This window comes from Tabrizicola sp. (assembly GCF_041913445.1).
Taxonomy (GTDB): Bacteria; Pseudomonadota; Alphaproteobacteria; order Rhodobacterales; family Rhodobacteraceae; genus Tabrizicola.
Genome location: NZ_JAYSFG010000001.1, coordinates 136,446 through 159,523 on the forward strand (window position 1 = coordinate 136,446; position 23,078 = coordinate 159,523).

Annotated in this window: 24 protein-coding genes and 2 tRNA genes; 11 read left to right on the plus strand and 15 right to left on the minus strand. The window is 66.8% G+C overall.

Annotation, left to right across the window (positions count from 1 at the left end):
• Positions 1-88 precede the first annotated feature (88 nt).
• Entirely contained in the window at positions 89-712 is a 624-nt protein-coding gene (aat, locus tag ACE3Q6_RS00705; RefSeq protein ID WP_374427606.1) for a leucyl/phenylalanyl-tRNA--protein transferase, read from the plus strand.
• Here the strand turns inward: aat and ACE3Q6_RS00710 are convergent.
• From ACE3Q6_RS00710 to ACE3Q6_RS00730, 5 genes are all read right to left on the minus strand, one after another.
• A complete protein-coding gene (locus ACE3Q6_RS00710; RefSeq protein ID WP_374426619.1) occupies positions 634-1,053 on the minus strand; it encodes a DUF2155 domain-containing protein in 420 nt (139 codons plus the stop codon). The genes aat and ACE3Q6_RS00710 overlap by 79 nt on opposite strands.
• Positions 1,050-1,526, minus strand: coding sequence for an outer membrane lipid asymmetry maintenance protein MlaD (mlaD, locus tag ACE3Q6_RS00715; protein ID WP_374426622.1), 477 nt, complete (start codon positions 1,524-1,526; stop codon positions 1,050-1,052). Before mlaD ends, ACE3Q6_RS00710 begins: the two co-directional genes overlap by 4 nt.
• Positions 1,526-1,900 carry an NADH:ubiquinone oxidoreductase subunit NDUFA12 gene (locus ACE3Q6_RS00720; protein WP_374426624.1) on the minus strand — a complete coding sequence of 125 codons (375 nt, stop codon included), beginning with the start codon at positions 1,898-1,900 and terminating at the stop codon, positions 1,526-1,528. Before ACE3Q6_RS00720 ends, mlaD begins: the two co-directional genes overlap by 1 nt.
• Positions 1,901-2,046: 146 nt before the next feature.
• The gene (gene clpX, locus ACE3Q6_RS00725; protein WP_374426627.1) at positions 2,047-3,309 is read right to left on the minus strand and encodes an ATP-dependent Clp protease ATP-binding subunit ClpX; all 1,263 of its coding nucleotides are present in this window, start codon (positions 3,307-3,309) and stop codon (positions 2,047-2,049) included.
• Between the two features lie 119 nt (positions 3,310-3,428).
• Positions 3,429-4,061, minus strand: coding sequence for an ATP-dependent Clp protease proteolytic subunit (locus tag ACE3Q6_RS00730; protein ID WP_374426630.1), 633 nt, complete (start codon positions 4,059-4,061; stop codon positions 3,429-3,431).
• Positions 4,062-4,216: 155 nt separating this feature from the next.
• On the opposite strand from ACE3Q6_RS00730, the gene ACE3Q6_RS00735 reads away from it, so the two are divergent.
• The gene (locus tag ACE3Q6_RS00735; RefSeq protein ID WP_374426633.1) at positions 4,217-5,383 is read left to right on the plus strand and encodes an FAD-binding domain-containing protein; all 1,167 of its coding nucleotides are present in this window, start codon (positions 4,217-4,219) and stop codon (positions 5,381-5,383) included.
• A gap of 4 nt (positions 5,384-5,387) precedes the next feature.
• Here the strand turns inward: ACE3Q6_RS00735 and ACE3Q6_RS00740 are convergent, their stop codons facing one another.
• Complete coding sequence (locus tag ACE3Q6_RS00740) at positions 5,388-5,996, minus strand: CDP-alcohol phosphatidyltransferase family protein (protein ID WP_374426635.1); 609 nt, start codon at positions 5,994-5,996, stop codon at positions 5,388-5,390.
• A 211-nt stretch (positions 5,997-6,207) separates the two neighbouring features.
• Between ACE3Q6_RS00740 and ACE3Q6_RS00745 the strand changes: the two genes are divergently transcribed.
• A complete protein-coding gene (locus ACE3Q6_RS00745) occupies positions 6,208-6,696 on the plus strand; it encodes a CAP domain-containing protein (protein ID WP_374426638.1) in 489 nt (162 codons plus the stop codon).
• Between the two features lies 1 nt (position 6,697).
• Here ACE3Q6_RS00745 and ACE3Q6_RS00750 read toward each other — a convergent pair whose 3' ends face one another.
• The gene (locus ACE3Q6_RS00750; RefSeq protein WP_374426641.1) at positions 6,698-8,005 is read right to left on the minus strand and encodes an ATP-binding protein; all 1,308 of its coding nucleotides are present in this window, start codon (positions 8,003-8,005) and stop codon (positions 6,698-6,700) included.
• 47 nt (positions 8,006-8,052) lie between these two features.
• On the opposite strand from ACE3Q6_RS00750, the gene ACE3Q6_RS00755 reads away from it, so the two are divergent.
• From ACE3Q6_RS00755 to ACE3Q6_RS00775, 5 genes are all read left to right on the plus strand, one after another.
• Positions 8,053-8,919: an MBL fold metallo-hydrolase gene (locus ACE3Q6_RS00755; RefSeq protein WP_374426644.1), complete on the plus strand. Its 867-nt coding sequence runs from the start codon at positions 8,053-8,055 to the stop codon at positions 8,917-8,919.
• 70 nt (positions 8,920-8,989) lie between these two features.
• Positions 8,990-9,064, plus strand: a tRNA-Asn gene (locus ACE3Q6_RS00760).
• A gap of 110 nt (positions 9,065-9,174) precedes the next feature.
• Positions 9,175-9,248, plus strand: a tRNA-Gly gene (locus tag ACE3Q6_RS00765).
• A 72-nt stretch (positions 9,249-9,320) separates the two neighbouring features.
• Positions 9,321-9,629, plus strand: a complete 309-nt coding sequence (locus ACE3Q6_RS00770; RefSeq protein WP_374426647.1) for a hypothetical protein — start codon at positions 9,321-9,323, stop codon at positions 9,627-9,629.
• Positions 9,630-9,687: 58 nt separating this feature from the next.
• On the plus strand, positions 9,688-10,041 hold the full coding sequence (locus ACE3Q6_RS00775) for a RidA family protein (RefSeq protein ID WP_374426650.1): 354 nt from the start codon (positions 9,688-9,690) through the stop codon (positions 10,039-10,041).
• 76 nt (positions 10,042-10,117) lie between these two features.
• Here the strand turns inward: ACE3Q6_RS00775 and pgi are convergent, their stop codons facing one another.
• The 5 genes from pgi to ACE3Q6_RS00800 all read right to left on the minus strand — a co-directional run bounded on the left by pgi (position 10,118) and on the right by ACE3Q6_RS00800 (position 15,337).
• A complete protein-coding gene (gene pgi / locus ACE3Q6_RS00780; protein WP_374426653.1) occupies positions 10,118-11,716 on the minus strand; it encodes a glucose-6-phosphate isomerase in 1,599 nt (532 codons plus the stop codon).
• Between the two features lies 1 nt (position 11,717).
• Entirely contained in the window at positions 11,718-12,389 is a 672-nt protein-coding gene (gene pgl, locus ACE3Q6_RS00785) for a 6-phosphogluconolactonase (protein WP_374426656.1), read from the minus strand.
• Positions 12,386-13,840 (minus strand): glucose-6-phosphate dehydrogenase, encoded by a 1,455-nt coding sequence (gene zwf / locus ACE3Q6_RS00790; protein WP_374426658.1) that lies wholly within the window; start codon positions 13,838-13,840, stop codon positions 12,386-12,388. The genes pgl and zwf overlap by 4 nt, the downstream gene beginning before the upstream one ends.
• A 105-nt stretch (positions 13,841-13,945) precedes the next feature.
• Positions 13,946-14,641: an MgtC/SapB family protein gene (locus ACE3Q6_RS00795; protein WP_374426661.1), complete on the minus strand. Its 696-nt coding sequence runs from the start codon at positions 14,639-14,641 to the stop codon at positions 13,946-13,948.
• Positions 14,642-14,752: 111 nt separating this feature from the next.
• The gene (locus ACE3Q6_RS00800; RefSeq protein ID WP_374426664.1) at positions 14,753-15,337 is read right to left on the minus strand and encodes an HNH endonuclease; all 585 of its coding nucleotides are present in this window, start codon (positions 15,335-15,337) and stop codon (positions 14,753-14,755) included.
• 290 nt (positions 15,338-15,627) lie between these two features.
• On the opposite strand from ACE3Q6_RS00800, the gene ACE3Q6_RS00805 reads away from it, so the two are divergent.
• Genes ACE3Q6_RS00805 through ACE3Q6_RS00815 form a run of 3 tightly spaced genes read left to right on the plus strand, consistent with a single transcriptional unit; the run spans position 15,628 to position 17,824 of the window.
• Complete coding sequence (locus ACE3Q6_RS00805) at positions 15,628-16,089, plus strand: transglycosylase SLT domain-containing protein (protein ID WP_374426667.1); 462 nt, start codon at positions 15,628-15,630, stop codon at positions 16,087-16,089.
• Between the two features lie 23 nt (positions 16,090-16,112).
• Positions 16,113-17,027, plus strand: a complete 915-nt coding sequence (locus ACE3Q6_RS00810) for a diacylglycerol kinase family protein (protein WP_374426670.1) — start codon at positions 16,113-16,115, stop codon at positions 17,025-17,027.
• A complete protein-coding gene (locus ACE3Q6_RS00815; RefSeq protein WP_374426673.1) occupies positions 17,024-17,824 on the plus strand; it encodes a metallophosphoesterase in 801 nt (266 codons plus the stop codon). The genes ACE3Q6_RS00810 and ACE3Q6_RS00815 overlap by 4 nt, the downstream gene beginning before the upstream one ends.
• 76 nt (positions 17,825-17,900) lie before the next feature.
• Here ACE3Q6_RS00815 and ACE3Q6_RS00820 read toward each other — a convergent pair whose 3' ends face one another.
• Genes ACE3Q6_RS00820 through glgA form a run of 3 tightly spaced genes read right to left on the minus strand, consistent with a single transcriptional unit; the run spans position 17,901 to position 23,076 of the window.
• Positions 17,901-19,532, minus strand: coding sequence for an alpha-D-glucose phosphate-specific phosphoglucomutase (locus ACE3Q6_RS00820; protein WP_374426676.1), 1,632 nt, complete (start codon positions 19,530-19,532; stop codon positions 17,901-17,903).
• Positions 19,529-21,655 (minus strand): glycogen debranching protein GlgX, encoded by a 2,127-nt coding sequence (gene glgX / locus ACE3Q6_RS00825; RefSeq protein WP_374426679.1) that lies wholly within the window; start codon positions 21,653-21,655, stop codon positions 19,529-19,531. The genes ACE3Q6_RS00820 and glgX overlap by 4 nt, the downstream gene beginning before the upstream one ends.
• The gene (glgA, locus tag ACE3Q6_RS00830) at positions 21,652-23,076 is read right to left on the minus strand and encodes a glycogen synthase GlgA (protein ID WP_374426682.1); all 1,425 of its coding nucleotides are present in this window, start codon (positions 23,074-23,076) and stop codon (positions 21,652-21,654) included. The genes glgX and glgA overlap by 4 nt, the downstream gene beginning before the upstream one ends.
• Between the last annotated feature and the right edge of the window lie 2 nt (positions 23,077-23,078).

A 23,078-nucleotide genomic window follows, 5' to 3' on the forward strand; every position in this document is an offset into this window, starting at 1 on the left:
TTGCAAAATCCTTCGAAGGATTTTGTAAGTGCCCGAGAAGCCTTTACCCGACGAACTTACACCGGACATCCTGTTGCGGGCCTATGCGATGGGCATCTTCCCGATGTCCGACGGCCGCGACGACCCCGAAATCCACTGGATCGACCCCCGCCGCCGGGGCGTCCTGCCGCTGGACGGCTTCCACATCTCGCGGTCCCTGGCCAAGCGCCTCCGCTCGGGCCGGTTCCATGCCACGACCGATACGGCCTTCGAGGCGGTCGTCGAAGCCTGCGCCGAGCGGGACGAGACCTGGATCAGCCACCGGATCCAGCGGCTTTATGTTCAGTTGCACAGCCTTGGCTTTGCCCACAGCTTCGAGGTCTGGGAGGGTGACGCGCTTGTCGGCGGAGTCTACGGCGTGGTGCTAGGGGCGGCCTTCTTCGGCGAAAGCATGTTCAGCCGCGTGACCGATGCATCGAAGGTCGCGCTCGCCCATGCGGTGGACCGGCTGCGCGCCGGGGGGTTCCGGCTGTTCGACACGCAATTCCTGACGCCGCATCTGGCCAGTCTTGGCGGGAAAGAGATCCCGCGGGCCGAATACCACCGCCTGCTGGCCGAGGCGCTGGAGGGGACGGCCACCTTCGACCCGCCGGGCTATTCGTTCTCGGTGTCCTCGGCGGGCTCTTCCGCCGGGGGTTCCGGCAGCACGCAGTTCAGCACCCAGACGTCGTAGCGCGGGTGATCCAGCGCCGAAAGCGCGGGCGAGGAGGCCAGCATCCAGCCCGCGAAAAGCTGGGTATTCGTCGTCTCTTCCAGGATCGTCAGGTGGGCCTCGGCGTCCGACGCCGGGTTGCCGGTCGGGTAGCGGCAGCTGTCCAGCTGCACCACGAGGCGCCCGAACTTCGCGGCCTGGCCCACGTCCAGCGCGACATCGCCCGTCTCGCTGGTCAGCTTGTCGAGAAAACGCAGCTCGGCCCCGGTGGACTCGGTGAACTCCGGTCCTGCCGGTTCGGCCTGGTCCTCTTGCGCCGCAGCCGGAAGCGCCAGCGCCAACAGCAGCAGAAGCGCCCTCATGGGGTTGCGGTCTCTGCAGTGACCTCGCCTTCGGACCCGCCGCCAGCGAACTTCATCAGCAGCGTGATCAGGCTGACTGCACCCTGCGTGTCCTCGATCTCGCCACCGGGTTCCAGGGTCTCCAGCGCGCCGCCAGGCTGGACCTCGACGAAGGTGCCTCCCAGCAGGCCCTCGGACGAGATCATGATGGTCGAATCGACCGGGACCGCCACGTCGTTGCGCATCGAGATGGTGGCATCGGCGAAGAAGGTCTCGGGGTTCAGGGAGAGGCTGGTGACGGTGCCGACCTTGACGCCGGCCAGGCGCACGTCGGTGCCGACGCTCACACCCTCGACCGAGCGGAAGCTCGCGGTCAGGGGATAGCTTGACGGCTCGCTCACCACGCCCGAGCCGCGCACCGCGTAAAGCGCGAAGCCCGCGGCCACGGCCAGGACGGCGGCCCCGGCAAGGATTTCGGCGCGTTCGTAAGCCATCACTCGGGCTGCCAGGCCTCGTAGTCGCGGCGGGCGACGGGTTCCACGCGGCGGATCGAGCCCGGGGGCGCATAGGCGGCCTCGGTCCCGGTCAGGTTCTCCTGGTGCGGCTTTTCCCAGGCCTTCTTCTTCAGCGGAGCCTTGGTCGGCGGCTCGTCCCAGGTGTAGTGCAGCCAGCCGTGCCAGTCGGGCGACACGCGCGAGGCTTCCATGTCGCCGTTGTAGATCACCCAGCGCCGCTTACCGTCGGCGGTCTGGTAGAAGATGTTGCCCGCGTCATCCTCACCGACCTTCACACCCTTCCGGGCGGTGAACAGCTGGGTGCCGATGGTCTGGCTGTTCCACCAGGTCAGCAGGCGCTTGAGGAAGTACATGGGCGGCCTCCGGTTCGTTTCCCCTCATATGGCGGAAAGCCGGGAGAAGGTCTAGGGGCGAGCCGCTGGACAGTGGCGATCCAGTGCCGAACCGCCCAAGAAAAAAGGCGGGCCCGAAGCCCGCCCTTCGCGCGATGTCGGCCGCGTCAGGCCTTCGCCGGTTCCTTCTTCTTCGTCTCGGTATAGACGAGCATCGGCTTCGCGCCCGAATTCACCGCCTCGTCCTTGACGACCACTTCCTCGACCCCGTCCATGCCCGGAAGTTCGAACATGGTGTCGAGGAGGATGTCCTCCATGATCGAGCGCAGGCCGCGGGCGCCGGTCTTGCGCTTGATGGCACGTTTGGCGATGGCGATCAGCGCGTCGGAGGTGAAGGTCAGCTTCACGCCCTCGATCTCGAAAAGGCGCTGGTACTGCTTCACCAGCGCGTTCTTCGGCTCGGTCAGGATGGTGACCAAAGCGGCCTCATCCAGATCGGTCAGCGTGGCGATCACGGGCAGGCGGCCGACGAATTCCGGGATCAGGCCGAACTTGAGCAGATCCTCAGGTTCCAGCTCCTTGAAGAGGTCGCCCACGGTGCGCTCGTCCGGACCCTTGACCTCGGCCCCGAAGCCGATGCCCGAACCCTTGTTGCGCTGCGCGATGATCTTTTCCAGACCCGCAAAGGCGCCGCCGCAAATGAAAAGGATGTTCGTCGTGTCCACCTGCAGGAATTCCTGCTGCGGATGCTTGCGGCCACCCTGCGGGGGGACCGAGGCGACGGTGCCTTCCATGATCTTCAGAAGCGCCTGCTGCACGCCCTCCCCGCTCACGTCGCGGGTGATCGAGGGGTTGTCGGACTTCCGCGTGATCTTGTCGACCTCGTCGATATAGACGATCCCGCGCTGCGCGCGTTCGACGTTGTATTCCGACGCCTGCAGAAGCTTCAGGATGATGTTTTCCACATCCTCGCCCACGTAGCCCGCTTCGGTCAGCGTGGTGGCGTCGGCCATCGTGAACGGCACGTCCAGGATGCGGGCCAGCGTCTGGGCAAGCAGCGTCTTGCCGCAGCCGGTGGGTCCGATCAAGAGGATGTTCGACTTCGACAGCTCGATGTCGTTCTTCGAGGAATGGTTCAGTCGCTTGTAGTGGTTGTGCACCGCGACCGAGAGCACGCGCTTGGCGTGGATCTGGCCGATCACGTAGTCGTCCAGGACCTTGCAGATTTCGCGCGGGGTCGGCACGCCGTCCGAGGATTTCAGACCCGTGGTCTTCGTCTCCTCGCGGATGATGTCCATGCAAAGCTCGACGCATTCGTCGCAGATGAAGACCGTGGGGCCCGCGATCAGCTTGCGCACCTCATGCTGGCTCTTGCCGCAGAACGAGCAGTAGAGAGTGTTCTTGCTGTCGCCGCCGGTGTTCGTTGCCATCCGCAGTCCTCTGAAGCTTGCCACCGGTGAAGGGGCCGGTGCCTTGGTGGAAGTTTAGGCCAACCCCCAAGGCACCACAATGCGAAAATCCCGCCAGACCATCCGGCGGGATTGGGGCGTCACTTCGACGTATCGTCGGCCTTTCCGCGGCTTTCCAGGATCTGGTCGATCAGGCCCCAGGCCTTCGCATCCTCGGCCGACATGAAGTTGTCCCGCTCAAGCGCCGCTTCCACCGTGTCGTAGTCGTTGCCGGTGTGCTTGACGTAGATCTCGTTCAGCCGCCGCTTCAGCTTTTCCGTCTCCCGCGCGTGGATCATGATGTCCGTCGCCTGGCCCTGATAGCCGCCCGAGGGCTGGTGGACCATGACGCGGCTGTTCGGCAGCGAGAAGCGCATCCCCTTTTCGCCCGCGGTCAGGAGAAGCGAGCCCATCGAGGCCGCCTGCCCGATCACCAGCGTGGAGATCTTCGGCCGGATGTACTGCATGGTGTCGTAGATCGACAGGCCCGAGGTCACGACCCCGCCGGGGCTGTTGATGTACATGCTGATTTCCTTGGTCGGGTTTTCCGATTCAAGGAACAGAAGCTGGGCGCAGATCAGGCTGGACATGCCGTCATGCACCGGGCCGCCCAGGAAGATGATCCGTTCCTTCAGCATGCGGCTGAAGATGTCGTAGGCGCGTTCGCCGCGGCTCGTCTGTTCGACGACCATGGGGACGAGCGTGTTCATGTAGTGGTCAACGGGATCGCGCATCGGTGCCTGCCTCTTTCAGTCGTTCGAGGATTATCGTCGAATGTATTGCCAGAGTCTTAGTGGGGTGACACGGGGGCTGCAAGGGCACCCCCCTGCGATTTGACTGTGGGGTGTTGCACCCTTGAAGGCGGGGATCCGCGGGCTACACCCCGGCCATGTTCACGCCGACCAAAGCCGCCGGACTTGACCGGCTGACCGATTTCCTTCCCCGCGCGAGCCGCGACTATGCGGCCTTCCGCAACCTCGATCTTGACGGGCATCCCCATGTCTCGGCCCTGTCGCCCTGGCTGCGGCACCGGCTGCTGACCGAGGCGGAAGTCATCGACGCGGTGCTGCGCGCCCATCCGCGCGGGGCCGAGAAATTCCTGGCCGAGGTCTGGTGGCGGACCTACTGGAAGGGCTGGCTGGAGTTGCGGCCGGGGATCTGGGCGGCCTACCGGCAGGGCCTGCAGGGCGCGCTGAACCGGCTGGCGGTCGAGCCGGGCCTTGCCGCCCGGGCCGAGGCGGCGATGCTGGGCGAGACGGGGATCGACGGTTTCGACCATTGGGCGCGGGAACTGGTGGCGACGGGCTATCTGCACAACCACGCCCGGATGTGGTTCGCCTCGATCTGGATCTTCACCCTGCGGCTGCCGTGGGAACTGGGGGCGGATTTCTTCCTGCGCCACCTGATCGACGGCGACCCTGCCTCCAACACCCTGTCCTGGCGCTGGGTGGCGGGGCTGCACACGGCCGGCAAGACCTATCTCGCCACGGCCGAGAACATCGCGACGAACACCCGCGGCCGCTTCCGGCCCGAGGGGCTTGCGCCCGAGGCCCCGGCCCTGCCGATGCCGCCCCACCCTGCCCCGCGCCCAAGCCCGCAGGGCGATGCGCTTGACCCGACCGCCGCAAGCCTTCTCCTCGTCACCGAAGAGGACCTGAGCCCGGAATTCCTGCTGGACGTTGGTCTCTCCCCGCGCGCCGTGGCGGTGCTGACCGATGTCGCCGGACGCTCGCCCCTGGCCGTTGCCGCGCCCGTCCATCAGTTCACCGCCGACGCGATCGGGGACGCCTTGCGCCGGATCGGCGCGCCGACGGCACCCCGGTTCGACCGTGGCGAGCTGACCGGCCTGCTTGACCTTGCCGACCGCGAAGGGGTTCTGCAGATCGTCACCCCCTACGCCCCGGTCGGTCCCGTCGCCACGACCTTGGCCGAGTTGACCCGTCTGGCCACGGCGCGCGGGATCTCGGTCACCCGAATCCTGCGCGACCACGATCGCACCGCCTGGCCCCACGCCACGCATGGGTTCTTCCGCTTCCGCGAGGCGGTGATGGGCTGAGGGCCTAGCGGAAAGTCCGCACCGCCAGCGCCATGCGCGCGCTTGCGGTGACCAGGCACAGGGCGCCGAAGATCCAGGCCGCCGGGACGAAGAGGCCTGGCACCAGGACGATCAACAGGAAGAAGAGGATCGTTTCGGTCCCCTCCAGCAGACCCGCCGTGAAGTAAAGCGACTTCTCGCCCCGCGACCGCGTCTCCATCCCGCGCTTTTCAGCCAGGATCGCGTAACCCAGGAAGGTGGCCCCGTTCACATAGAAGGCGGCCAGCAGGAAGGCGCCCGCAGCCCCGTTATTGGCCGGATCGGCCAGGACGAAGGCCAGGGGGATCGCGCCGTAAAAGGTGAAATCGCAGACGATGTCGAGGTAGCCGCCGAAATCCGACTTGCCGCGTGCGCGCGCCACGGCCCCATCCAGCCCATCGGCCAGCCGGCTGGCAAGGACCAGAGCCGCGACGAGGGCGCCGCTGTAACCGAGTGCCACCAGCATGGCACTTGCAAGGCCTAGGACCAGGCCCACCAGCGTCACCGCATCGGCCGAGGCCCCCCGCGCGGCCAGCCAGCGGCCGCCCCGGTCCAAGGGTGCGTCGATCACGTCGCGGATCATTCCATCCAGCATGGCGTCTCCCGTTTCGTGCGCACCATGCCACGAACCCGCTGCAACAGTTGTCACGTTTGCGCAGGCCGGTGGCAACACTTCGCGCACACATCCAGAGGTTGAGTTTCTTGGGCGGCCATTCCCGTATATTTCACTCTTTACGCCACATTCTGCCTGATTCCGGCCCAACTGATCCGGAAACTGAAATGGTGCCACTACCGGGGGACCAGAAATGCCGAAGTGCTTGACCCTTGCGGCCGCTGCCGCAACCGCATTCCTTTGCCTTTCCGCCGCCGCCCAGGCCGGCTGTTCGGTTCCCGGCAACGCCAGCGCCATGCAGCAGGAGTTGCTGAGCCACCTGAACGCCGAACGCAAGGCACGCGGCCTGCCCGCATTGGTCCTTTCCGCAAAGCTCGACAAGGCGGCGCAGGGCCATGCCTGCGATAACGCCAAACGCAAGTCGATCAGCCACACCTCCTCGGACGGTGGCACGCTGAAGACGCGGCTGCGCAAGGCCGGATACGCTTTCCGCACCGCCGCCGAGAACACGGGCCGCGGCTTCGCCTCGGGCGCGCGGGCGGTGGAATGGTGGATGAACTCGCCCAAGCACAAGGACAACATCCTTCTGCGCAAGGCGCGCGAGGTCGGCGTCGGCATCGCCGTCAGCCCGGCCCCGGACAACAAGCTGCACTGGATCATCGTGGTCGGCGCCTCGAAATAGGCTAGCGCGCGATCACCAGCTCCGCCTTCAACCCGCCGAGGGCAGCGCTTTGCGAAAGCCGCAACGTGCCGCCGTGACTGATCGCGATATCCGAGGCGATCGACAGCCCCAGACCGACACCTGCCCGGCGGTTCGGATCGCGTGAGGCATCCAGCCGAGTGAAGGGGCGCATCGCCTCGTCCCGACGGTCCGCCGGAATGCCCGGACCGTCATCCTCGACCGAAATGCGCAGGCTGCGTTCCAGGAAGGTCAGGCGCAGCTCGACCCGCTTGCCATAGCGCTGCGCGTTCGAGACCAGGTTCTCCACCGCCCGGACCACGGCCTGGGGTCGCATCTCGACCTGTTGCGGCGTGCCTTCGATCCCCGCCAGCGTCACATCGGCCTTGTCGGCAATCTCGCGGACCAGCGCCACGGCGTCGGTGGCTTGCGACCCTTCCATCGCGTCGCCGCGGACGAAGGCCAGGAATTCGTCCACCATGCGCTCCATCTGCACCACATCGGCCTGCAGCGCCGCCACCTCGGGATCCTCGGGCATCAGCGACAGCGCCAGCCGCATGCGGGTCAGCGGCGTGCGCAAGTCGTGGCTGACGCCGGACAGCATGAGCGTGCGCTGCTCGATCTGGCGTTCGATCCGGTTGCGCATGTCCAGGAAGGCTCGCCCCGCGGCCCGCACCTCCTGCGCCCCGCGGGGACGATACTCGACCATCCGGCCCTTGCCGAATTCCTCGGCCGCCTGGGCGAGCTTGGTGATGGGGCGAAGCTGCCGGCGCAGGAAGACATAGGCGATGATCGTAAGCAGGACCGACGCGAAGACCATCACGACGATCAGCTGGTGCGGATTGGTCGCCGACATCCTGCGTCTGCTGACCTCGGCACCAACAGGTCCAAGCGGCGTGTCGAAGCGCAGCGCGACCTGCCGATTCTCTCCGGTCAGATCGACGGCCACCAGACCGGGCAGACGCTCACGCAGGGTGGAGATGATCGTGCTTCCGGAGAGGTCGATCATGGGAAGCCGGTCCTCGACGGGGGCGTCGGGGCCGGCCGGAACCGTCAGAGTGATCTCCAGCGCGTCGGCCAGGGGCACGACCCGCGCCCTGGCCTCGGCGATATCACGGCTGGACTCGATCTGGTCCAGAAGGAAGGCCAGATCGATCGCGACACCTTGCGTCATCTGACCGGTCACGTCTTCATAGAAGCGCTGGATGAATTCGGTCGAGAACAACAGCTGCAGCGCCACGATCGGCACGATCAGGATCAGTGCCGCGCGGCCGTAGAGACCTCTGGGAAGGAGACGTTGAAAGACCGACATCGCCTGACAGCCTATCCGCCCCGCATCTCTTTGGAAACCCGCCGCCCATGACCAGTCTGCCCCCGATCCGCCAGCTTCTCGCGCCGAACCCCTCGCCCCTGACAGGCAAGGGGACGAACACCTGGCTGGTGGGCGGAAGCGAGCTGGCGGTGATCGATCCCGGGCCGGACGATGACCGCCACCTCGCGGCGATCCTGCAGGCGGTCGCGCCGGGGCAGAGGATCGGCCGGATCATCGTCACCCATGCGCACCTGGACCATTCCGCGCTGGCTCAACGGCTGTCCGCCGCGACGGGGGCGCCGGTCCATGCCTTCGGCGCGGCGACCGCGGGGCGCAGCGCGCTGATGTCGCGCCTTGCAGCCAGCCTCTCCACCCATGGCGAGGGGCTGGACCACGGCTTTGCCCCCGATCACGTGCTTGCGGATACCGAGCGCCTCGACGGTCCGGACTACAGCCTTTCCGCGCTGCATACACCCGGCCATCTTGGCGGCCATCTGTGTCTTGCGCTTGGCGACATCCTCTTTTCGGGCGACCATGTGATGGGCTGGTCGACCACGATCGTCTCGCCGCCCGATGGGGACATGTCGGACTACATGGCATCCCTTCACCGCCTGTCGAACCAGAGTTGGAGCCAGCTCCTGCCGGGCCATGGCGATGCCATCGCCGACCCGGCTGCGCGCCTGGCCGAACTGGTCGCGCACCGCCGCCAGCGCGAGAGGCAGATCCTTCAGGGGCTGGAAGCGGCTCCGGCAACCATCCCGGTGCTGACCCGGCGCGTCTACCACGACACCCCGCCCCATCTTTTGCCCGCGGCCGAGCGCAACGTCCTTGCGCATCTCATTGATCTGGCGTCAAGAAACCTGGTCGCGGCCGATCCGGACCTGCATCCCGCGGCCGAATTCACGCGCAAGTAGGACCGGACGCACTTTCACGCCTTTTGCCCCTTGCCGCCCTTTACTGCCCTTGCTATAGACCCGCCCGTGTTCCGGCGTAGCTCAGCGGTAGAGCAGTTGACTGTTAATCAATTGGTCGTAGGTTCGATCCCTACCGCCGGAGCCAACACCACGAGGGCCCGTGAGAAATCACCGGGCCCTTCGTGTTTCTCAGCCCCCGATTTCCCCCGCAACCGGCTTGCCTTCACCGGCGGGAATGGCTAAATCGACAGCCATGCGGGTGTAGCTCAATGGTAGAGCAGAAGCTTCCCAAGCTTACGACGAGGGTTCGATTCCCTTCACCCGCTCCATCCCTTCTCGGCGATTGACAGTGGCCTCCCGGCGCTTAAGCCTTTCGCGCAGACCGCAACCGGAGCCCTCCCATGTCCCCTCGCCTTCTTCTCCTTCCCCTTCTCGCCCTTGCCGGTTGCGTGCAGGACAGCGGCCCGATCGAGCCTTATGCCTTCGTGGGCACTTGGGATTGCGGCGTCGAGACCTTCACCTTCACCAATTCCACCTACAACAACGGGTCGGACACCTTCCCGATGCAAAGCGTCACCCGGAACGGTCGCGACTACATCCTGCGCTTTGCCGATGGCTATTCCATCGCCTTGGCCGCCGTGACCGAGACGGGGATGACCTGGGTATCGGGCGCCTCGGGCGACCAGTTCAACTGCCGTCGCGTGAACTGACTTCCGTTTGCCCCCGGAACCGGCTAACCAGCCGCCCGACGCCAACAGGGAGACACACATGAACACCGACATCACCCGCTACGGCACCGGCCCCCGCATGTCCGAGGCCGTGGCCTACAACGGCATCCTCTGGGTCGCAGGCCAGCTGGGCGAGCCCGGCGGCTCGGTCGCCGACCAGACCCGCCAGGCCCTTGCCGCCATCGACGCGATCCTCGCCAAGGCCGGCACCGACAAGACCCGCATCCTTTCAGCGCAGATCTGGCTGGCCGACATGTCCACTTTCGCCGAGATGAACTCGGTCTGGGACACCTGGGTCCCGCAGGGCCACACCCCGGCCCGCGCCACGGGTGAGGCGAAGCTCGCGACCCCCGACTACAAGGTCGAGGTCATCGTCACCGTCGCGCTGAAGTAAGCGCCGGAAATTTCGAAATTTCCGGATCGGAGCCTTCAAAGGCTCCGGTCCGATTTCTTCAAAGAAATCGGGCGTTTCAGGCCCGAAGGAAGTCCACCAGCGCCGCGGTGGACCCATCCTTGCCCGCGGTCCCCGCCTTCCCCTCCAGCACCGGCTGCAGCGCCAGTGCCAGCTCCTTGCCCAGCTCCACCCCCCACTGGTCGTAGGAGTTGATCCCCAGGATCACGCCTTCCACGAACACCCGATGCTCGTAAAGAGCGATGATCTGGCCCAGCGTGAAGGGCGTCAGCTGGTCATAGGCCAGCACCGTCGAGGGCCTGTTCCCCGGGAACACCCGGTGCCGCGCCTGGCGTTCCAACTCGGCCCCGGTCAGGCCCTTCTTCGCCATGATCGCCCGCGCTTCGTCCAGGCTGCGACCCCGCAGCAGCGCCTCGGCCTGCGCCAGACAGTTCGACACCAGCAGCAGATGCTGATGCGCGAGGTCCGGCTCATGACCCCGCTTTGCCACGAGGAATTCGCAAGGAACGACGCGCGTCCCCTGATGGATCAGCTGGTAGAAGGCATGCTGCCCGTTGGTCCCCGGCTCGCCCCAGACGACAGGGCCGGAGTTGGTCTTCAGGTCCGATCCGTCGATAGCGACGCGCTTGCCATTGGATTCCATCTCCAGCTGCTGCAGATAGGCAGGAAGCCGCGCAAGCCGTTGATCGTAAGGCAGAACCGCCCGGGTCGCGTGTCCGCACAGCTGGTTGTGCCAGATGCCGACCAAGGCCAGCATCACCGGCATGTTCGCCGCGAATGGAGCCGTCAGGAAATGCTGGTCCATCGCCCGGCCACCGGCGAGGAACTGGTCGAACGCCTCCGGCCCGATGGCGATCATCAGCGACAGGCCGATCGGCCCCCACATCGAATAGCGCCCGCCGACCCAGTCCTCGAACCCGAAAACCCGCGCGGGATCAATGCCGTAGGCCGCGGTCTTGTCACCCGCCGTGCTGACGGCGGCGAACTGCGCGGCGGGATTCGCCACCTTCGCCCCCATCCAGCGCTTGGCCGTGTCGGCGTTGGTCATCGTCTCGATGGTGGTGAAGGTCTTCGACGCCACGATCACCAAAGTTGTTGCCGGATCAAGGTGTTGCAGGACGTCGTGGATATGCGCGCCGTCGACATTCGACACGAAGTGGCAGCGCGGGCCATCTGCATAGGGCGCGAGCGCGAGATAGGCCATCGCCGGGCCAAGGTCCGAGCCGCCAATCCCAATGTTCACCACATCGGTGATCTTGCCGCCCTGGCCCTTGAACGCCCCGGACCGCACATCCCGCGCAAACGCCGCACAGGCCGCACGGATGCGGCGCACCTCGGGCAGCACGTCCTTGCCGTCGACCTTGATGACGTCGGCGTCACCCGCACGCAGCGCCACATGCAGGACTGCCCGGCCCTCGGTGTCGTTGATCTTCTCTCCGCCAAACATCGCCGCGCGCTTTTCAGCCACGCCCGACGCCTCGGCCACCGTCACCAGCGCGCGCCGTGTCGCGGCATCGATATTGGTCTTGGAATAGTCGAACAGCATCCCGTCAGTTGTGACCGAGAACTCCCCTGCCCGGCTTTCATCAAACAGATCAAGGATATGGCGGCCCTTGTTCACATCGTGAAGCCGCTGCAGGTCTGCCCATTTCGCCATCTTATTCCGCCCAGTGCACGGTTGCGTTGTCGAGAACCGCCCGCACGGGGGCCTCGGAAGGGGTCAGGGTCATCGCGCGCTCCAAGGCCTCGCGCTTTTCCTGCCCGGTGATCAGGATGTGGATGTTGAACGCGCCCCGCAGGACGGGGGCGGTCAGGGTGATCCGCGGCTCGCCCGCCGCCTCGGCCCGCATCGGCAACAGAAGCGGCGCATTGGCTGACAGGCCCTCTTCCAGCCGGTCGGCGCCCGGGAAAAGGCTTGCCGTGTGCATGTCCGCGCCCATGCCCAGGAGCAGGACGGAAATCGGCAGGTGCGGCTTCAGCCCGTCGGCCAAGGCCTCCAGCATCTCCTCCGGCTGCTCCGCCGGAGCATACAAAGGCACCAGACGCGCGGGTGCGGCCCGGCCGCGCAACAGCCGCTCACGGACCAGCCGCGTGTTCGACCGCTCGGACGTCTCGGGCACCCAGCGTTCGTCGTTCAGCACCACGGCTACATTCGCCCAGTCGAGGTCCACCCCCGACAGCGTGTCGAAGATCGGACCCGGAGTCGTTCCGCCCGGCACCGACAAGGTAGCCTTCCCCTCCCGCCGCAGGAAATCCGCCAATTGCCCCGCGATGGTATTCGCAAGGCCCAGCATCAGGAATTCGCGGTCCGGGTAGGTCTCCAGCTTCATTCACGTATCTCCCGCCAGCGCCGGCCGTCCCGGTGCATCAGCATCAACGCGTCCTCGGGGCCCGAGGATCCGGGGTCATAGGTCTGGGGCTTGTCGCCGCGCGCTTCCCAGCCCTGGATGATCGGGTCGGTCCAGGCCCAGGCGGCCTCGACCTCGTCCCCGCGCATGAAGAGCGTCTGGTTGCCACGGATCACGTCCATGATCAGGCGTTCATAGGCGTCCGGCACATCCTCCGCCACTTCGCCCAGGGCATCGGCGAAGGACATGTCGAGCGGCACCTGCATCAGGCGCATGCCGCCGGGGCCGGGTTCCTTGATCATGACCATCAGGTTCATCCCCTCGTTCGGCTGCAGCCGGATGACCAGCACGTTCTCGTGCCAGCCGGTCGCGTCGTCGAAGATGGCGTGGGGCGGCTGCTTGAAGGTGATCGCGATCTCGGACGCCCGCGCGCGCAGTCGCTTGCCGGTGCGCAGGTAGAAGGGCACGCCCTGCCAGCGCCAGTTGGAAATCTGCACCTTCAGCGCGATGTAGCTTTCCGTCTTCGAGGCGGGGTTCTCGGAATGGACGACGTAGCTCTTCTCGCCCTTGCCCGCCCCATACTGCCCGCGCACGATATCCTCATGCGGGACGGGCTTCAGCGCGCGGATGACCTTCAGCTTCTCGTCCCGCACCGCGTCGGGGTCGAAGTGATAGGGCGGCTCCATTGCGATCAGGCAGAGAAGCTGCATCAGGTGGTTCTGCACCATGTCCCGCATCGCGCCCGACTTGTCGTAATAGGCCCCGCGCCCATCGACGCCCACGGTCTCGGCCACGGTGATCTGGACGTGGTCGATGTATTCGGCCTTCCACAGCGGCTCGAACAGGATGTTGGCGAAGCGCACCGCCATCAGGTTCTGGACCGTCTCTTTCCCCAGGTAATGGTCGATCCGGTAGATCTGCGTCTCGTTGAAATGCTTGGCCAGCACCGCGTTCAAGGCCTTCGCCGACGCGAGGTCCCGCCCGAAGGGCTTTTCCACCACGATCCGGCTCCAGGCGTCGGCGATGCCGTTCTCGGACAGCCTTTGCGCAATGTCACCGAAAAGGCTTGGGGCGACCGAGAAATAGAAGGCCCGCACGACATTGTCGCGCATCAGCTCCTTCAGCTGCGCCCAGCCCCCCGTCCCCGTCGCATCGATCGAGACATAGTGGATCCGTCCCAGGAACCCTTCGATGGCGGCGGCGTCCTGCCGGGCCTTCGGCACGAATTCCAGAAGCGCCTCACGCACCTGCTCGCGGAAGCTTTCGTCCGTCAGATCGGCCCGCGCCGCCCCGATGATCCGGCTGTCCGCCACCATTTGCCCGGCCATGAAGCGCCGGTAGAGCCCCGGCAGGATCTTGCGGCGCGCCAGGTCGCCCGTGCCTCCGAAGATCACCAGATCGAAGACATCGACCGGAATGACACGCGAAACCATGATCGTCTCCTGCGAGGGCGATGTTAGCGCTAACGCCAACCGATTGAGCGGCTTCTACAGCCTGCATCGCCCCCTGTCTAGCATTGCCGGACCCCAGGGGGAACATCAGCCGTCCTCCAGCGCCTCCCAACGCACGCGCATCAGGCCGGGTTCGGCCGCGAGCCGCTGCACCGCCTGTTCCAGCGCCACTTCGCCCACCGTCTCGGCCGTCACCGTCGCCGACAGGTCCAGCTGCCCGGCCTCTCCAGCCGCCACGCCGATCTCCGAGAGGTGCAGCCCGCCCAGCGAGAGGGTCCGCAGCATCAGGCTGCGCACGCCGGCCTCCTGCGCCGGGTCGACCGAGACCTGCACCCGGTAGGCCTTCAAGACCGGCACACCGGCTCGGGTGTAGCGCTTCAGAAGCTTGACCAGCGGGCGCAGGCCCAGGTTCACGAAGACCACCATCGCGGTCAACAAAAGCGCGTGTTCCCAGGCGCCATGCCCCGCCATCATCCCGACGCCGGCCGAGCACCACAGCGTCGCCGCCGTGTTCAACCCATGCACGTTGAACCCGTCGCGAAAGATGATCCCCGCCCCCAGGAAGCCGATCCCCGACACGATCTGCGCCGCGACCCGCGTGGGGCTGACCTCGTCGGGGTAAAGCCCCGAGAAGATCACGAAGCTTGCAGCCCCCAGCGCCACCAGGGCATTGGTCCGCAGGCCCGCCATCCGCTGCCGGACCTGACGCTCCGACCCGATCAGCGCACCGCAGCCAAGGGCGACGCCCAGGTTCACCGCCGCGGCTTCCAGTCCCGTGAACATCGCACACCTCCCCGTCCAAAAGCGCAGGAGAGCACTCCGGTTCCGGTTTGTTAAGCACTTCGCACGGCGCTTCGGTCGCCAATCCCGACCTTCACAAGCCTGCAGCCGGGCTCATGCCTCCAGTTCGGCGTCCCAGTAGAGGTAGTCCATCCAGCTTTCGTGCAGGTGGTTCGGCGGGAAGCGGCGGCCGTGGGCCTGCATCTCCTCGGCCGAGGGCGCGCGGGGCAGCCGGTTCAGATACATCCCCGCCTGCTTCAGCGTCCGCGATCCCTTGCGAAGGTTGCAGGGACTGCAGGCCGCGACGACGTTCTCCCAGCTGGTGATGCCGCCCTTCGACCGGGGCAGGACGTGATCGAAGGTCAAGTCGCCCTTGGCGCCGCAGTACTGGCAGCAGAATTCGTCCCGCAGAAAAAGATTGAAGCGCGTGAAGGCCACGCGCTTCTGGGGTTTTACGAATTCCTTCAGGACGACCACGCTGGGTATCCTGAACTCTTGCCGCTGACTGTGGACCACGGCGTCGTATTCGGCGACGATCTGCACGCGGTCCAGGAAAGCGGCCTTGATCGCCTCCTGCCAGGGCCAGAGACTGAGCGGGTAATAGGACAGCGGGCGATAGTCGGCGTTCAGCACCAGCGCAGGGTAATGCTTCAGCGCCGCGGGATCGCGCACGAACTGGGTTCTGAAATCGCCGTCCATTCCGTCAAAGACTCCGCGCTTCGCCCGTAGACCATCCGGCCACAGGGCGGGGAGTCCCGCCCCGTTGCCGAAAACTATATCTGGCGTTCCTGCCTTGGCAACCCCCAAGCGCGTGATCGCGCGCCCGGGCCTTGGGCGACTTCCGCACCTGCACTGTAACCGGGCGATGACGGGCGAAGTTCCCCGGCTCGTGCGCCGCCGCGCCGGTTGCCGCCCAGTCCCCCACCCCCCGGGTTGCGTCCGCTGCCCCGCGTCGCTAACCCTCGGTTGTCCGAAACCGGAGCCGATGCATGACCCTGACCCGTCGCAGCCTTCTCGCTTGCGCCAGCGCCGCCGCCCTTGCCGCCTGCGGCCGCAAGTCCGAACGCGTGACCCGCGCGCCCATCGCACCCGGCGCGAGCCCCGAGATGATGGCGCTCGTCGCAAAATATGCCGACATCCATGACATCCCGGAAAGCCTTCTCCACCGGGTCATCCAGCGCGAAAGCGGCTACAATCCGGGCGCGCGGAACGGCCCCTACTATGGCCTCATGCAGATCCTGCCGCAGACGGCCCGGACGATGGGCTACCAGGGCCCGCCCGAGGGGCTGCTCGATGCGGAAACCAACCTGATGTATGCCGGCAAGTACCTGCGCGGGGCCTGGATGGTGTCAGGCGGCTCCGAGGACGCGGCCGTCGGCTGGTACGCCCGCGGCTATTATTATGAGGCAAAGCGCCTGGGCCTTCTGGAAGAAACCGGCCTGCGCACCTAAGTCCTTCCCAGCCGGAGGGGACCATGCCAGACCGACCTGACATCTGCGTCCTCTCCAATCCGCGGTCCGGCACGGCGCGGCGCAACCCTGGTGCGGTCGACCGGGCGATGGCCGTCTTCGGCCCCCGGGCCGAGCTGCGGTCCTTCTCGGGCGATCCGGCGGACGAGGCCAGGCGCGCCGTCCAAGACGGCTTCCGCATCGTCGTGGCCGCCGGCGGGGACGGCACCGTGGCGGGCGTCGCCCATGCGCTGGCCGGGACCGACGTGGCGCTGGCGGTCCTGGCGCTTGGCACCTTCAACTACTTCGCCCGCGGCCTTGGAATGCCGGAGGACCCCGAGGCCGCCGCCCGCGCGATCTTGTCCGGCGCGCCGCATGACATCGCTGTGGGCACCCTGAACGGGCGGGTCTTCCTGAACAACGTGGCCATCGGGCTCTATCCCGCGATCCTGGAAGAACGAGAGGCCACCTATGCCCGCTACGGGCGTTACCGGATCCTCGCCCATATCGCCTCGCTGCGGACGATCCTGCGTTTCCAGCGGCCGTACCGGATGGTGCTGCAACAGGACGAGACGCAGCACCGCATCCGCACGCCAATGCTGTTCGTCGCGCGCTCGGCCTACCAGCTGGACCAGTTCGGGCTGGAGGGGGCGCGGGCAATCTCGGACGACCGGTTCGTCATGTTCCTGGCCCCGCAGCAGACCCGGCTCGGCTTCCTGCGGCTGGCCTGGAAGCTGATCCGGCGCAAGGTGGACCACGGGCGCGACGTCATCGTCTCGACCCCGCGGGAGATCGGGGTGTCGGTGCCGGGTCGGCGGCGGATCTCGGTGGCGCTGGACGGCGAAAAGCTGAAGGTGCGCCTGCCGCTCCGGATCGAGATCGCCGAGCATGACCTGCAGGTGATCCTGCCCCCCGACAATCCGGCGGCGCGGAAGGCATGACCCGGATCCTGCATCTGTCAGACATCCATTTCGGGGCGGTCGATGCGCGCCTGGTCGAGCCCGTGCTGGCGCTGGCCCATGATCTCCGGCCCGACGCGACCGTCGTCTCGGGGGACCTGACGCAGCGGGCGCGGGCCAGCCAGTTCGCCGCCGCGCGCGCCTTCCTTGGCCAGTTGCCCGGCCCGGTGCTCTGCGTGCCGGGAAACCACGACATGCCGCTACACAACCTCGCGCTTCGGCTGGCCGCGCCCTTCGCCCGCTACCGGGCCGCGATGGGGCCGGAGCTTGAGCCGACAGTGACGCTCCCCGGGGCCGTGCTGCAGGGGGTGAACACCGCCGATCCGCTGGTCTGGAAGGCGGGCCGCCTGCGCCCCGCTTCGGCGCAACGCCTGGCGCATTCCTTTGCTGCAGCACCGCCGGGGACGATACGCATCGCCGTGATGCACCACGCACCGGTGCCCGCCGCTGACGGCACGCCCGCCGACATGGCCGCCCCCGCTGCGGCCCTTGTGGCTCTGGCTGCGGCAGGGGCCGACGTCGTGCTTTCGGGCCATACCCACATGCCGCATGGCGGCTTCGCCGAAACCGCTGCCGGGGTCCTGTTCCTGCAGGTAGGCACCGCGATTTCCACCCGTCGGAAGACCAGCGCCAACGACCTGGCGCTGGTCACGCTGGGGCACGGAGAAGTGACCGTCGAAAGCTGGCTCTCGACCCCGGGTTCTGCGGGGTTTGCCCCCGGCCCCATTGCCCGCTACGCCCGCCCCGATGCAGCGTGGAAACGGTTAACCCCACCCTAATGCCCACGCATAACCCCTTGTTTTTCAAGGGACCGGGAATCTGTCCTGCGTGGACAGCCGGTTTGTCGGCGCTCTTTCAGGTCACCACGTCGGGCGCCGTCCGCCCGGTATACCCGGCGATCCCCGCGATCTGGTGCGCCGCCCGGATGACCCCCGCCAGCGCCTCCTGCGCATCGAGGTCCAGGCCACCCGGCCCAGGTGCGTAGCGTTCCAGGTAGACCCGCAGCGTCGCCCCTTCCGTCCCGGTCCCCGACAGCCGGTAGACGATGCGCGAGCCATCCTCGAACAGGACCCGCACCCCCTGCTTCTGGCTGACCGAGCCGTCCACCGGGTCGGTATAGGCGAAATCATCCGCCGCGCGGACCGTCATCCCTTCGACCTGCCGCCCGACCAGCCCTGCCAGCGACCCGCGCAGGGCTGCGAACATCGCGTCGGCCTTCGCCACCTCGATCGCCTCGAAGTCGTGGCGGCTGTAGTAGTTCCGCCCGTATTTTGCCCAGTGCTCGCGCAGGATCTCCGCCACCGACTGCTTCCGCACCGCCAGGATGTTCAGCCACAGCAGGATCGCCCAGAGCCCGTCCTTCTCTCTCACATGGTCCGACCCGGTGCCGAAGGACTCTTCCCCACAGATCGTGGCCTTTCCTGCATCGAGGAGGTTCCCGAAGAACTTCCATCCCGTCGGCGTCTCGTACTTCCCGATCCCCAGGGCATCGGCCACCCGGTCCGCCGCCGCCGAGGTCGGCATCGACCGAGCGACACCCGCCAACCCCTTTGCATAGCCCGGCGCCAGATGCGCATTCGCCGCCAGCACCGCGAGGCTGTCCGACGGCGAGACGTAGATCCCCCGCCCCACGACCATGTTCCGGTCCCCGTCCCCGTCGCTCGCCGCCCCGAAGTCCGGGGCCGCATCCGAGAACATCTCGTCCATCAGCGCCTTGGCCCAGGTCGGATTGGGGTCGGGGTGCATCCCGCCAAAATCCGGCAGCGGGGTCGCGTTGACGCATGTCCCCTTCGGCGCGCCGAGCCGGTTTTCCAGGATTTCCACCGCGTAAGGACCGGTCACGGCGCACATGGAATCCATCCGCATCCGGAACCCACCCGCGAACATCGCGCGGATCGCGGGGAAGTCGAAGAGGCTCTCCATCAGCGCGGCGTAGTCGCTGACCGGGTCCACCACATCCACCACCATCGCGCCCAGCTGGTGCCGCCCGACGGTCCCCAGGTCCACATCCTGCGCCTCCAGCACCTTGTAATCGGTGATCTCCGTGGTCCGCTTGTACATGGCCTCGGTGACCCCTTCGGGAGCAGGCCCGCCGTTCGGCATGTTGAACTTGACGCCGAAGTCCTCATCCGGCCCGCCGGGGTTGTGGCTCGCCGACATGATGATCCCGCCGTCGGTCTTGTTCAGACGGATCAGATGGCTCGCCGCCGGAGTGCTGAGGATCGCCCCCTGCCCCACGATCACCCGCGCCGCACCATTGGCCGCCGCCATCCGCAGGATCACCTGGGCCGCGCGGTCGTTGAAATATCGCCCGTCGCCGCCCAGGACAAAGGTCTTCCCCGCCGCGCCCACCACGTCGAAGATCGACTGGACGAAGTTCTCCAGATAGTGCCGCCCCATGAAGACCGGGGTCTTCTTGCGCAGGCCCGAGGTCCCCGGCTTTTGCCCAGCGATGGGTTGCGTCGCGACAGTGGTGATCTGGGTCATGGTCTTCCTCCCTTGCCGGTCAGGGACCGGAACAGCAGTACGGATTGCGCAGGCGCCTGGGTCAAGTCCGACGGCTTGCCATCGGGCACCAGTTCCGGCCGCGTGGTGTCGAGCAGAAGCTCCCACCCCGGCGCAGTGTCGGGCAGGTGCAGGCCCGACGCCGCTCCGGTATTGAAAACCACGAAGACCGCCTCGGGGTTCGGATCGCCGCCTTCGGCCTGCATCCGCAGCTCCACGCAAAGGCAGCGGAAGGCGGGGTCGTGCCATTCCTCGGACTGCGGGACCGTCCCGTCGGCGCGCCGCCAGATCACGTCCGGCAGACCGTCCGACTGACGCTTGCGGGCGTGCAGGAATCGCCGCTGCCGCAGGACGGGAAGATCGCGCCGCAGCGCCGCCAGCCGCTGCACAAAGCGCATTAGCCCGGCATCGCCCTTGGTCCAGTCGATCCAGGAGGTCTCGTTGTCCTGGGCATAGGCGTTGTTGTTGCCGCCCTGGGAGTGCCCGATCTCATCCCCCGCCAAGAGCATCGGCACGCCTTGGGACAGCATCAGCGTGGCCAAGAGGTTCCGCTTCCGCAAGGCCCGCGCGGAAAGCACCTTGGGGTCCTTCGTCGGCCCTTCCACCCCAAGATTGTCCGAATGGTTCTCATGGTGGCCGTCGCGGTTGTCCTCGCCATTGGCGAAGTTGCGTTTGATCGTGTAGCTGACGAGGTCTTCCAGCGTGAAACCGTCATGGCTGGTGACGAAGTTGACGGAAGAGGTTGCCGCGCGGCCTGAATGGTCGAAGCGTTCGGCACTGCCGAGGAAGCGGGCGGCAAGGTCGCGGGTCATCCCCGCGTCGCCCTTCCAGAAGCGCCGGACCCCGTCGCGGAACTTGTCGTTCCATTCGTGGAACGGATGCGGATAGGACCCCAGCTGATAGCCGCCGGGACCGATGTCCCAGGGTTCGGCGATCAGCTTGACGCGGGACAGCACCGGATCCTGCCGGATCGCATCGAAGAAGCCGCCGTTCGGGTCGAAGCCATGCATCTCGCGTCCAAGGACCGTGGCCAGGTCGAAGCGGAAGCCGTCGACATGGGTCATCTCGACCCAGTAGCGAAGCGAGTCCATGACCATCCGCAAGACCATCGGATGCGTCAGGTTCAGCGTGTTGCCGGTGCCCGCGTCATTGGCATAGGTCCGCCCGCCCCCGGACAGCCGGTAGTAGCTCGCGTTGTCCAGTCCGCGGAAGGACAACGTCGGACCCCATTCGTCGCCCTCGGCGGTGTGGTTGTAGACCACGTCCAGGATCACCTCGAGCCCGGCCGCGTGGAAGCGGCGGACCATGGTCTGGAACTCCCACAGGGCGCCCTGGCTCATGTAGCGAGGTTCGGGGGCGAAGAAGGCCAGCGTGTTGTAGCCCCAGTGGTTGCGCAGACCCTTGGCGACCAGGAACCGGTCATCGATATAGGCCTGCACCGGCAGAAGCTCGATCGCCGTGACGCCCAGCTTCAAGAGGTGGTCGATCACCGCATCCGAGGCGAGGCCGAGGTAGGTCCCCCGCAGGCCCTTCTCGACCCCCGGATGCAGCTGGGTCATCGACTTGACATGCGCCTCGTAGATCACGCTGTCGATCCGCGGCGTCCGGGGCGACTGGTCGTTGCCCCAGGTAAACGAGCTGTCGGTGACCACCGCCTTCGGCACTGCGAAGGCGCTGTCGCGGGTGTCGAAACTCAGGTCCCCCCGCGGCGAGCCGATCTTGTAACCCATCAACGCGTCCGACCACTTGAGCCGCCCTTCCAGCGCGCGGGCATAGGGGTCGAGCAAAAGCTTGTTCGGGTTGAACCGGTGTCCCTGTTCCGGCGCGTAAGGGCCATGCGCGCGGAAGCCGTAGACGGTGCCCACCGTCAGCCCGCCGACATGGATGTGCCAGATGTCTCCATCGCGTTCGATGATCGGCAGGCGGCACATCTCCTTGCGGCCGTCGGGGGTGAAGAGGCACAGCTCGATCCGCTCGGCATGGGCCGAGAAGACGGCGAAGTTCACGCCGTCGCCGGTGAGCGACGCGCCCATCGGCCAGGGGCGGCCCGGTCCGACCGCATGGCCCTGCAGCCGCGCGGGCAGCGAAACGGCCTGCGCTGTCACGCGACCAGCCTTTCGTAGAGGCTCGCATAGGCGGCGGCCGAGGTCTCCCACCCGACGGGATGCGCCATCGCGTTCGCGCGGAGCTTGGCCCAAAGCTTCGGCTGGCGATGGATTTCCAGCAGCTGGTCCAGCGCGCGCCCGAAGGCCAGCGCGTCCACCGGGTGGAAGGTGACCCCCGTCGCGGCCCCCGCCGCCAGCGTCGCCGGATTGGCCCCGATCACCGTGTCCGCCAGCCCGCCGACCATCGACACCACCGGAAGCGTCCCATAGCGCAGCCCATACATCTGGGTCAGTCCGCAGGGCTCGAACCGGCTGGGGACCAGAACGGCATCCGCCCCGGCGAAGAGCCGATGGCTCAGCTTCTCGTCATAGCCGATCTGCACCGCGACGCGCCCCGGGAAGCGGGCGGCAAGATCGCGCATGGCGCCTTCCAGGTGCGGCTCGCCCGAGCCGAGCACGATCAGCCCGCCGCCACCCACCACGAAATCCGGGACGACCTGCGGCAGAAGGTCGATCCCCTTCTGGTCGGTCAAACGGCTGACGACGATCGCCAGAGGCCCCGGCACCTCCAGCCCGAACTCCTCGCAAAGCTTGGCGCGGCAGGCTGCCTTCCCCGCCAAAGCCTTGGGCCCGAACGGAGGGTCCTCGACCTGGGGCGACCAGCTTTCCGTGTCCACCCCGTTCAGGATGCCCGACACGACCTGGGCCCGGTTGGCAATGACCCCCTGCAGGCCCATGCCGAACTCTTCCCGCATGATCTCGGCCGCATAACTGGGCGAGACGGTCGTGATCCAGTCCGCCGTCACCAGTGCCGCCTTCAGGCTGGAGATTCCGCCGTAATACTCTAACGCATCGGCGTGGAAGGCATGTCCCGGCAGGCGCAGCGTGCCCAGCATGTGGCCGGGTGCCCAGCCCTGGAAAGCGATGTTGTGGATTGTGATGACCGACTTGCACCCGCCATTGCCATGATAGGCCAGATAGGCCGGCGCCAGCCCCGCCTGCCAGTCATGGGCATGCAGCACGTCGGGCTTCCACCCCTCCAGCCCCTCGCGCGCGATGCGGGATCCAACCCAGGAGAGCGCCGCAAACCGGATCGCGTTGTCGGGATGCTCGCCCTGCGGCCCGGAATAGGGCCCGCCCTCCCGGTCATAAAGATGCGGCGCGTCGAGGAGGAGCAGCGGCACCCCCGCTTCTTCTCCCGCCAGCACCCGGCCCGACCCGCCCCAAAGGTCCGGCTCCTCCCAGACCACCGGCCAGTTGGCGGCCCGGGCACGCAAGGCGCGGTATGCGGGCAAAAGCACCCGCATGTCCCAGCCTGTCGGCTTCAGCGCGGAGGGCAGCGCCCCCACCACGTCCGCAAGCCCGCCGGTCTTCACCAGCGGGACGCATTCCGAGGCCACCGACAGAACCCGACCGCCCATTC

Coding starts and splice junctions, on each gene's coding strand:
- aat (WP_374427606.1), top strand. CDS start 89: ATGGGCATCTTCCCGATGTCCGACGGCCGCGACGACCCCGAAATCCAC.
- ACE3Q6_RS00710 (WP_374426619.1), bottom strand. CDS start 1,053: ATGAGGGCGCTTCTGCTGCTGTTGGCGCTGGCGCTTCCGGCTGCGGCG.
- mlaD (WP_374426622.1), bottom strand. CDS start 1,526: ATGGCTTACGAACGCGCCGAAATCCTTGCCGGGGCCGCCGTCCTGGCC.
- ACE3Q6_RS00720 (WP_374426624.1), bottom strand. CDS start 1,900: ATGTACTTCCTCAAGCGCCTGCTGACCTGGTGGAACAGCCAGACCATC.
- clpX (WP_374426627.1), bottom strand. CDS start 3,309: ATGGCAACGAACACCGGCGGCGACAGCAAGAACACTCTCTACTGCTCG.
- ACE3Q6_RS00730 (WP_374426630.1), bottom strand. CDS start 4,061: ATGCGCGATCCCGTTGACCACTACATGAACACGCTCGTCCCCATGGTC.
- ACE3Q6_RS00735 (WP_374426633.1), top strand. CDS start 4,217: ATGTTCACGCCGACCAAAGCCGCCGGACTTGACCGGCTGACCGATTTC.
- ACE3Q6_RS00740 (WP_374426635.1), bottom strand. CDS start 5,996: ATGCTGGATGGAATGATCCGCGACGTGATCGACGCACCCTTGGACCGG.
- ACE3Q6_RS00745 (WP_374426638.1), top strand. CDS start 6,208: ATGCCGAAGTGCTTGACCCTTGCGGCCGCTGCCGCAACCGCATTCCTT.
- ACE3Q6_RS00750 (WP_374426641.1), bottom strand. CDS start 8,005: ATGTCGGTCTTTCAACGTCTCCTTCCCAGAGGTCTCTACGGCCGCGCG.
- ACE3Q6_RS00755 (WP_374426644.1), top strand. CDS start 8,053: ATGACCAGTCTGCCCCCGATCCGCCAGCTTCTCGCGCCGAACCCCTCG.
- ACE3Q6_RS00770 (WP_374426647.1), top strand. CDS start 9,321: ATGTCCCCTCGCCTTCTTCTCCTTCCCCTTCTCGCCCTTGCCGGTTGC.
- ACE3Q6_RS00775 (WP_374426650.1), top strand. CDS start 9,688: ATGAACACCGACATCACCCGCTACGGCACCGGCCCCCGCATGTCCGAG.
- pgi (WP_374426653.1), bottom strand. CDS start 11,716: ATGGCGAAATGGGCAGACCTGCAGCGGCTTCACGATGTGAACAAGGGC.
- pgl (WP_374426656.1), bottom strand. CDS start 12,389: ATGAAGCTGGAGACCTACCCGGACCGCGAATTCCTGATGCTGGGCCTT.
- zwf (WP_374426658.1), bottom strand. CDS start 13,840: ATGGTTTCGCGTGTCATTCCGGTCGATGTCTTCGATCTGGTGATCTTC.
- ACE3Q6_RS00795 (WP_374426661.1), bottom strand. CDS start 14,641: ATGTTCACGGGACTGGAAGCCGCGGCGGTGAACCTGGGCGTCGCCCTT.
- ACE3Q6_RS00800 (WP_374426664.1), bottom strand. CDS start 15,337: ATGGACGGCGATTTCAGAACCCAGTTCGTGCGCGATCCCGCGGCGCTG.
- ACE3Q6_RS00805 (WP_374426667.1), top strand. CDS start 15,628: ATGACCCTGACCCGTCGCAGCCTTCTCGCTTGCGCCAGCGCCGCCGCC.
- ACE3Q6_RS00810 (WP_374426670.1), top strand. CDS start 16,113: ATGCCAGACCGACCTGACATCTGCGTCCTCTCCAATCCGCGGTCCGGC.
- ACE3Q6_RS00815 (WP_374426673.1), top strand. CDS start 17,024: ATGACCCGGATCCTGCATCTGTCAGACATCCATTTCGGGGCGGTCGAT.
- ACE3Q6_RS00820 (WP_374426676.1), bottom strand. CDS start 19,532: ATGACCCAGATCACCACTGTCGCGACGCAACCCATCGCTGGGCAAAAG.
- glgA (WP_374426682.1), bottom strand. CDS start 23,076: ATGGGCGGTCGGGTTCTGTCGGTGGCCTCGGAATGCGTCCCGCTGGTG.